At 72.2% G+C, this 8,910-nt stretch carries 7 protein-coding genes; 3 read left to right on the forward strand and 4 right to left on the reverse strand.

The features are described from left to right. Positions 1-4: 4 nt before the first annotated feature. Entirely contained in the window at positions 5-475 is a 471-nt protein-coding gene (locus E1289_RS24160; protein WP_131983904.1) for a MarR family winged helix-turn-helix transcriptional regulator, read from the reverse strand. Positions 476-536: 61 nt separating this feature from the next. Here E1289_RS24160 and E1289_RS24165 point away from each other — a divergent pair, with 61 nt between their 5' ends. Beyond that, entirely contained in the window at positions 537-956 is a 420-nt protein-coding gene (locus E1289_RS24165) for a cupin domain-containing protein (RefSeq protein ID WP_131983906.1), read from the forward strand. A gap of 48 nt (positions 957-1,004) precedes the next feature. Here the strand turns inward: E1289_RS24165 and E1289_RS24170 are convergent, their stop codons facing one another. Both E1289_RS24170 and E1289_RS24175 read right to left on the reverse strand, forming a co-directional pair. After that, the gene (locus E1289_RS24170; RefSeq protein WP_131983908.1) at positions 1,005-1,649 is read right to left on the reverse strand and encodes a response regulator transcription factor; all 645 of its coding nucleotides are present in this window, start codon (positions 1,647-1,649) and stop codon (positions 1,005-1,007) included. Further along, positions 1,601-2,908 carry a sensor domain-containing protein gene (locus E1289_RS24175; RefSeq protein ID WP_243713104.1) on the reverse strand — a complete coding sequence of 436 codons (1,308 nt, stop codon included), beginning with the start codon at positions 2,906-2,908 and terminating at the stop codon, positions 1,601-1,603. Before E1289_RS24175 ends, E1289_RS24170 begins: the two co-directional genes overlap by 49 nt. Positions 2,909-3,218: 310 nt before the next feature. On the opposite strand from E1289_RS24175, the gene E1289_RS24180 reads away from it, so the two are divergent. Beyond that, positions 3,219-5,705, forward strand: a complete 2,487-nt coding sequence (locus E1289_RS24180) for a Tex family protein (protein ID WP_243713106.1) — start codon at positions 3,219-3,221, stop codon at positions 5,703-5,705. Between the two features lie 78 nt (positions 5,706-5,783). On the opposite strand, the gene E1289_RS24185 is transcribed toward E1289_RS24180, so the two are convergent. Then, on the reverse strand, positions 5,784-6,941 hold the full coding sequence (locus tag E1289_RS24185) for a DMT family transporter (protein ID WP_131983912.1): 1,158 nt from the start codon (positions 6,939-6,941) through the stop codon (positions 5,784-5,786). Positions 6,942-7,259: 318 nt separating this feature from the next. Between E1289_RS24185 and tig the strand changes: the two genes are divergently transcribed. Continuing rightward, complete coding sequence (gene tig, locus E1289_RS24190) at positions 7,260-8,735, forward strand: trigger factor (protein WP_131983914.1); 1,476 nt, start codon at positions 7,260-7,262, stop codon at positions 8,733-8,735. Positions 8,736-8,910 lie beyond the last annotated feature (175 nt).

An 8,910-nucleotide genomic window follows, 5' to 3' on the forward strand; every position in this document is an offset into this window, starting at 1 on the left:
ATCTTCACGGCGTCCCGAACCAGCCGGGGACGTCCAGTCGCCACAGCTCGGCCGGCGTGACCTCGCGCAGGTCGTGCTCCATCGCCCGGACCCGGTCCGCGCCCAGCCGCCGCACCCAGTCGTCCCGGATCCGCTCGAAGATCCGCTCGGAGCGGTCCAGGCAGTCCACGCCCCGCGCCGTCAGCCGCACGATCCTGCGGCGGGCGTCGGACGGATCGGCGGTGCGCGCCACATAGCCCATCCGCTCCAGCGACTCGACCATCTTGCCCGCCGCCTGCTTGGTCACCCCGAGCGACCGGCCGAGCTCCACGGCCGTCGTGCCGTCCGGGCCGACGGCCTGGAGGACGAAGCCGTGCGTGGGGCGCAGGTCGGGGTGCCCCTGCGCGGCCAGCTCCGCGTGCAGCTCATCGATGATCACGCGGAAGGCGAGGAACAGCCGCAGCGGCAGCTCGAAGCCGGGGGCGTCGTTTGACATAAAAGACAACCTCGTTGACTATATGGACAACCACATTGTCCAAGTTAGGGGATCGGGACCCATGACGCTCATCCGCGCCGCCGAAAGCCGCCGCACCGAGACGCCCAACGGCACCATGACCACCTTCGCCACACCCACCCAGGGCGGCACGGACGGCCTCGCCGTATGGCGCGTCGACATGGCGCCGGGCAGGACCGGCCCGCTGCACGCCTTCGACACCGAGCAGGTCTGGACGTTCCTGCACGGCACCGCCACCATCGAGCTGGACGGGCGGAAGCTGGCGGCCGCCGCCGGCGACACCGTGGTCCTGCCCGCCGACGCGCCGCGCCGGCTGACCGCGCCGCCCGGCGCCGGGTTCACCGCCATCGTCGCCGCCCACGCGGGCTGCCTCGTCTACGACCCCGAGGCCGTCGTCGACGAGGACAGGTGCGACATCGCCCCGCAGGGCGACGAGCGCCTCGTCCCGCCCTGGGCCCGGTGACCGTCCGGCGCGGGAGCGGCGCCGTCCGCCGCTTCCCGCCGCGGGCCGTCAGGCGCCCAGGTAGGCGAGGACGGCGAGGACGCGCCGGTTGTCGTCCTCGGACGGCGGCAGCCCGAGCTTGCCGAAGATGCCGTTGGTGTGCTTGCTGACCGCCTTCTCGGTGATGAACAGCTTCCCGGCGATCGCCGCGTTCGACCGGCCCTCGGCCATCAGCCCGAGCACCTCCCGCTCGCGGGGGGTCAGCCGCTGCAGCGGCTCCTCGCGGGAGTGCCGGGTCAGCAGCTGCGACACCACGTCCGGGTCGAGGGCGGTGCCGCCGTCCGCGACCCGGCGCACCGCCTCCACGAAGACCTGGACGTCCGACACCCGGTCCTTCAGCAGGTAGCCGATGCCGCCCCGGCTGTCGGACAGCAGCTCCCGCGCGTACAGCTGCTCCACGTGCTGCGACAGCACCAGCACCGGCAGCCCCGGGACCTCCCGGCGGGCCTCCAGCGCGGCCTTCAGGCCCTCGTCGGTGAACGTCGGCGGGAGCCGCACGTCCACCACCGCGACGTCCGGGCGGTGCGCGGTGAGCGCCCGCAGCAGCGACGGCCCGTTGTCGACGGCCTCGACGACCTCGAAGCCGAACGCGCCGAGCAGGCGGATCAGTCCGTCCCGGAGGAGGGCGAGGTCTTCGGCGATGACAACGCGCACGGCAGCTCCATGGTCACGACGGTGGGTCCGCCGGGCGGGCTCGTCACGGCCATCGTCCCGTCGAAGGCCGCGAGCCTCCGCTCGATACCGCGCATGCCCGATCCCCGTGCGGGGTCCGCGCCGCCCGTCCCGTCGTCCCCGATGATCATAAGCAGCCGGCCGTCCGAGTGCTCGATCTGGAGCCAGGCCCGCCGCGCAGCCGAGTGTTTCACGACGTTGGCGAGCATCTCCGCCACCGCGAAGTACCCGGCCGACTCGACGGGCGCGTCCAGGCGTCCCGGCAGGTCGATCTCGACGTCCACGGGCAGCGGCACCGAGAGCGCCAGCGCCCGGACGGCCCCGTCCAGGCCGCGCTCGGCCAGCACCGGCGGATGGATGCCGCGGACCAGGTCGCGCAGCTCGGTCAGGGCGGTGCCGCTGGCGGCGCGGGCCTCGGCGAGCAGCTGCCGCGCGGTCTCCGGGTCGTGCTTCATCATCTCCTCGGCGAGCCCGATGCTCATGCTCAGCGAGACGAGCCGGGCCTGCGCGCCGTCGTGCAGGTCCCGCTCGATGCGGCGCAGCTCGGCGGCCGAGGCGTCCACGGTCTCCGACCGCGTCTCGGTGAGTTGCTGCACGCGCGCGGCCAGCGCGCCCCGCGTCGGCGCGAGCAGTGACCGGCCGAACAGGGCGTGCGCCTTCAGGAACGCCCCGCCCAGCGGGACGGACGCCGCCGTCAGCGCGGCGGCGAGGACGATCGTCCCCGCGATCCCCGCCGCGCCGTAGTCGGTGATCAGCCAGAACGGGCCCCAGCCGTAGTCGGTCAGCAGCGCGATCCACCAGGCCGCGAACATGCCCTCCAGCCCGTACACGGTCAGGCCCGCCGCCAGCACCCCGAGGACGAGCGCGACCGGCACGTTCAGCAGCGACCACAGCAGGTCCCGCCACGTCGCCGGGTCGCCCAGCACCCATCTGAACCGGCCGACCGGACCGGACGTGCCGGTCGGCTCCGGCCGGTACGGCACCGGGATCCGCACGCCGTACCAGTTCTCGGCCAGGTTGCGCTGCAGGTTCGCCACCGCGCGGATCGCCAGCAGCACCGCCGGCGCCAGCACCACCCCGACGCCCAGCGGGATGAAGACGATCGACAGCACGGCGAGGATGAACAGCGGCAGGTTCAGCGTGTACGCGAGGACGATCTGGGCCACTCCACGGAGGACGTTGACGACCACTCCCCGGGCGAGCCCGCCCATCCGGCCGATGAATGGCTTGCCGTCGTCCACAGGTCCTCCAGGGTTCCTTCGGGAGACCCGCCGCGCGGTCCCGCCGTGACCATTGTGTCGCCGGATCCCGGGTCGCCCAGTAGGGGAAAGTCCCCGATCGGGGCGGATCATGGGGGAGTTAGCTCTACCCTCTGCGGGGAACCGGCAGGGTGCCCGACCGGGCCGTCATGCCCCGCCGACAAGACAACGAAGGCCCGTTCCCTGGACAATGCACGCTGACATCCAGGGGAGAAAGCGAATCCAAGCTGTGACAGCGACCACCAGCCAGACGTCCACCGGCCAGCAGGGCTCCCAGCCCGGGGTCCGGCCCATCACCCAGCGCATCGCCGAGGAGATCGGCGTCGGCGAGGGGCAGGTGCGGGTCGCGGTGGACCTGCTCGACGGCGGGGCGACCGTCCCGTTCATCGCCCGCTACCGCAAGGAGGCGACCGGCACCCTCGACGACGCGCAGCTCCGCGCGCTGGAGGAGCGGCTGCGCTACCTGCGCGAACTGGACGAGCGGCGCGCCGCGATCCTGGAGTCGATCGAGTCGCAGGGCAAGCTCACCGACGAGCTGAGGGCCCGGATCACCGAGGCCGACTCCAAGGCGCGGCTGGAGGACATCTACCTCCCGTACAAGCCGAAGCGGCGCACCAAGGCGCAGATCGCCCGCGAGGCCGGTCTCGAACCGCTCGCCGAGCTGCTGCTGGGCGACCCGTCCCACGACCCGCAGGCCGCCGCCGGCGACTACGTGGACGCGGACAAGGGCGTCGCTGACGCGGCCGCGGCGCTGGAGGGCGCGCGGGCCATCCTCGTCGAACGCTTCGCCGAGGACGCCGACCTCATCGGCGCGCTGCGCGAACGCATGTGGAACCGGGGCCGGGTGGTGTCCCGCGTCCGGGACGGCAAGCAGGAGGCGGGCGCGAAGTTCTCCGACTACTTCGACTTCGCCGAGCCGTTCACGAAGCTGCCCTCGCACCGCGTCCTCGCGCTGTTCCGCGGCGAGAAGGAAGAGGTCCTCGACCTCGACCTGGAGCCCGAGGAGGCCCCGCAGGAGGGCGCCCGCAGCTCGTACGAGGCGGAGATCGCCCGCCGGTTCCAGATCACCGACCAGGGCCGCCCGGCCGACAAGTGGCTGTCGGACGCGGTCCGCTGGGCGTGGCGCACGCGCATCCTCGTGCACCTCGGCATCGACATGCGCACCCGGCTCCGGCAGGAGGCCGAGGACGAGGCGGTCCGCGTGTTCGCCGCGAACCTGCGCGACCTGCTCCTCGCCGCCCCCGCCGGAACCCGCGCGACGATGGGCCTGGACCCCGGCCTGCGCACCGGCGTCAAGGTCGCCGTCGTGGACGCCACCGGCAAGGTCGTCGCCACCGACACCATCTATCCCCACGAGCCCCGCCGCAGGTGGGACGAGTCGATCGAGACGCTCGCGCGCCTGGCCCGCGAGCACCGGGTCGACCTGGTCTCCATCGGCAACGGCACCGCGTCGCGGGAGACCGACAAGCTCGCCGCCGACCTGATCGCCCGGCACCCGGACCTGAAGCTCACCAAGATCATGGTGTCGGAGGCGGGCGCGTCGGTGTACTCGGCCTCCGAGTACGCCGGACGCGAGCTCCCCGGCATGGACGTCTCACTGCGCGGCGCGGTCTCCATCGCCCGCCGCCTCCAGGACCCGCTCGCCGAGCTGGTCAAGATCGACCCGAAGTCGATCGGCGTCGGCCAGTACCAGCACGACATCTCCGAGGTGAAGCTGTCCCGCTCGCTCGACGCCGTCGTCGAGGACTGCGTGAACGCCGTCGGCGTCGACGTCAACACCGCCTCCGCGCCGCTGCTCACCCGCGTGTCGGGCATCGGCGAGGGGCTCGCGGAGAACATCGTCGCCCACCGCGACGCCAACGGGCCGTTCCGGACCCGCCGCGGGCTGAAGGACGTCCCGCGGCTCGGCCCCAAGGCGTTCGAGCAGTGCGCGGGCTTCCTGCGCATCCCCGGGGGGGACGACCCGCTCGACGCGTCCAGTGTGCACCCGGAGGCGTACCCCGTCGTGCGCCGGATCCTGGACACCGCGGGCAAGGACATCAAGGGGGTCATCGGCAACACCGCCGTCCTGCGCGCCCTGAAGCCGGCCGAGTTCGTCGACGGCACGTTCGGGCTGCCGACCGTCACCGACATCCTCGCCGAGCTGGAGAAGCCCGGCCGCGACCCGCGCCCGGCGTTCAAGACCGCCACGTTCAAGGAGGGCGTCGACAAGCTCGCCGACCTCGAACCCGGCATGATCCTCGAGGGCGTCGTCACCAACGTCGCCGCGTTCGGCGCCTTCGTGGACGTGGGCGTCCACCAGGACGGGCTGGTCCACATCTCCGCGATGTCGGACAAGTTCGTGTCGGACCCGCGCGACGTCGCCAAGCCCGGCGACATCGTCCGCGTCAAGGTCCTGGACGTCGACCTCCAGCGCAAACGCATCTCCCTCACGCTCCGGCTGGACGACGAGCCCGGCCGCGACCGGCAGGCCCGCGACCGCCAGGGCGGCGACAGGCAGGGCGGCGACGGCCAGGGCGGGGGCCGGCGCGGTGAGCAGCGCGACCGCGGTGACCGCGGTGACCGCCCGAACCGCCCCGGCGGACGCGGCGGCCGGCCCGGCGGGCGCGGTGGGCAGCGCGGCGGCCAGGGCGGCGGCGGCCAAGGAGGCGGCCAGGGAGGCGGCGGACGCGGCGGTCAGGGCGGCGGCGACCGCTCCGGCGGCGGCGCCATGGCCGACGCCCTGCGCCGCGCCGGTCTCGACAAGGGCCTCCCGGGCAAGGGCGGCGGCAAACGCTGAGGGTCCGCGCGGGCGGTCCCCGGTCTTCCGCACGGGAAGGCCGGGGAGGCGCGCGTTCGTCCCGTCGGTCGCCGGAAGTCAGTCGCCGAAGCCGCGCCAGCGCCCGTCCGAACCGGTCTCCGTGGAGGTCTCGGGACGGACGGGACGGCGCGGCGGCTCCGCCCCCGGCTCCTGCGCCTCGTACGGGCCCCGGCCGAGCGGATCCTGCGCGTACGGGGAACGCTGCGGCGGCACCTGCTCCTGCGGTGCCGCGTAGCGGCCGTGCTCGGGACGGCGCAGCTGCGGCCCGCCGAGCGCCGGGCCGCCCAGCGCGGAATCGCCGAAGGGGTCCCGCGCGGACGCGGGGTCCTCGCGGGAGGGGCCGCGCGGCGCCTCCGCGACGGGCCGGTGCTGCGGGAACTGCAGGACCGCGATCGCGCCCAGCGTCAGGGCCCCCAGCCGCATCGCGGAGTACGTCCCGTCCTGCGGCCACGCCTCCCCGTACATGAACGTGCCCATCGTCAGGAGGTACGTCTTGGCGGTGACCGTCATCACGGTCGCCACGATCGACACGCGACAGCGCTGGAACGCCATCACCATGATCCCGAACCCGACGGCCGCCGCGAGCACCGTGAGATAGGGCCACGGCGTCAGCGCGATCCGCATGCTGGAGGCGTCGGCGTGGTCGCTCCACCCCTTGATCGCGAGCTCGGCGGTGCCGACTGGGAAGCCCGAGCTCAGCCCGTAGGCGATCCCGGTGATCGGGCGGGCGTGCCGGCCGTCCGGCCGGTAGTCGCCGAGGACCAGGATCAGGACCGGCACCACGACCGCCGGGGCGACCACCACGGCGATCTTCCAGAGCGGCGCGCCCGCCGAGGCGATCGGCTCGTCCCCGCCGACCGAGGCGGTGAGCAGCAGGATCGCCCCGCCGATCAGCACCAGGCTCAGCCACTCGCGCGGCGTGAGCCGCTCCCCGAAGAACACCAGCGCGATCAGCAGCAGCGGGACCATGCCGGACATGAAGATCGGCACCGCGGTGGAGAGCGGCAGCCTGCTGAGCGCCAGGATCTGCAGGCCGAGTCCCGCGAGCACGAACGCGAGCGCGATCAGGAAGATCCAGTTGGTGACGATCGTCCAGATCATGTGCAGGATGCGGTTGCCCCGGATAGGGGCCATCCGGTCCGCCGCCAGCTTGAAGACGGCGAACCCGAGGTAGTAGAGAGCGGTCGCACTGAAGGCCGCGGCTATCCCGTTCATCCCGGACGAGTATGGGGGTTCCGATCACTTGTGTCACTGCCTGTACGGGATCGTTGACACGGATTGGCCGGTCTTGTGGGTGTCCGATGTCCGCACTCGGCGCCGCTACCCCATAGACTTGGCCGCGCGAAGGCGCGGAGCCGTATTCGGCGTGCCCGTGCCGCTGAGAGACTGACCGGCTGAGAGACGACGCAGACGGACCGGGTAACGGCCCGTAGGCGTGCAGGCCGAGGGCTCGCAGGCAAGCTCGCAGGCAAGAAGGCAGCACGCGTCGAACGCCGCGGCCGAGACAGCGCCCGATCAAGGAGACCTACCCCAGTGAAGACCGATGTCGAGGAGCTCACCCCCACGCGGGTCAAGCTCACCGTCGAGGTTCCGTTCGACGAGCTCAAGCCGAACCTCGACAAGGCGTACAAGGAGATCTCGCAGCAGGTGCGGATCAAGGGCTTCCGGCCCGGCAAGGTCCCGGCACCGCTGATCGACAAGTACGTCGGCCGGGGTGCGGTCCTGCAGGAGGCGGTCAACGACGCGCTTCCCGAGCTGTACGGCCGCGCCGTCGAGGAGTCCGAGATCTTCGTTCTCGGGCAGCCCGAGGTCGAGGTGACCGAGCTGGACGACGGCACCCAGTTCGCGTTCACCGCCGAGGTCGACATCCGGCCGAAGTTCGAGGTGCCCGACTACGACGGCCTCGAGGTCGTGGTGGACGACGCCGAGGTCACCGACGAGCAGGTCGAGGAGACGCTCGGCAACCTGCGCGAGCGGTTCGCGTCCCTCACCAACGCCGAGCGCGCCGCCGAGGAGGGCGACTTCGTCACCATCGACCTCGTCGCCAAGATCGACGGCGCGGAGATCGAGGACGCCTCCACCAGCGGCTACTCCTACGAGGTCGGCAGCAAGTCGGCCATCGAGGGCCTGGACGAGGCGCTCGTCGGCCTCTCCGCCGACGAGGACAAGACGTTCACCGGCACCCTGGTCGGCGGCGAGCGCGCCGGCGAGGAGGCCGAGATCACCGTCACCGTGCAGAGCGTCAAGGTCAAGAACCTGCCCGACCCGGACGACGAGTTCGCCCAGCTCGCCAGCGAGTTCGACACCATCGACGAGCTCCGCGACGACGTCCGCACGCGGCTCGGGCGCCAGGTGAAGATGCAGCAGCTGTCCGAGGCGCGCGACAAGGCCCTTGAGGCGCTGCTGGAGAAGGTCGAGATCCCGCTTCCCGAGAAGGTCGTGGAGGAGGAGATCGGCCGCCGCAACCAGCAGCTGGAGCAGCAGCTGCAGATGGCCGGCATGACCAAGGAGGACTACCTCTCCGGCGAGGAGAAGACCGAGGAGGAGTTCGACGCCGAGGTCGCCGACGCCGCCCGGCTCGCCGTCAAGGGCGGGTTCGTCCTCGACCAGCTCGCCGTCCAGGAGGAGCTCAACGTCGAGAACGAGGAGCTCAGCGAGTACGTCGTCACCCAGGCGATGCAGATGGGCGTGCAGCCGCAGCAGCTCGCCGAGTACCTCACCCAGAACAACCAGCTCCCGGCGATCGTCTCGGAGGTGCTGCGCAACAAGGCGCTGAACCTCGTGGTCGAGCACGTCACCGTGAAGGACGAGTCGGGCAACGAGCTCGACGTCGACGCCCTCCAGCGCGAGCTGAACGGCGAGACGGGCGAGACCGTCCAGGCCGAGGAAGGCGCCGGTGAGCCGTCGGCCGAGCAGGCCGAGCAGGCCGAGGCCGCCGAGGACGCCGCTGAGGAGGCCCCGGCCGCCGAGGCGAAGGACGCCAAGGACGCGCAGGACAAGGACTCCTGAGCCGCCCTGGACGCGCTCCGAGGCATCAAGCGGCCCCGCACCCGGAAAGGCGGGTTCTAGTGATCCCCGCAACACCCTGATCTTCAGGGAGTTGCGGGGATCATGGATTTTGAGGACCTGAAGGCAAGGTTCTTCGAGGCGCTGGAGCGGGAGAACGGCAGTGTCTCGGGGGCCG

Source organism: Actinomadura sp. 6K520 (assembly GCF_004349245.1).
Classification (GTDB): Bacteria; Actinomycetota; Actinomycetes; order Streptosporangiales; family Streptosporangiaceae; genus Spirillospora.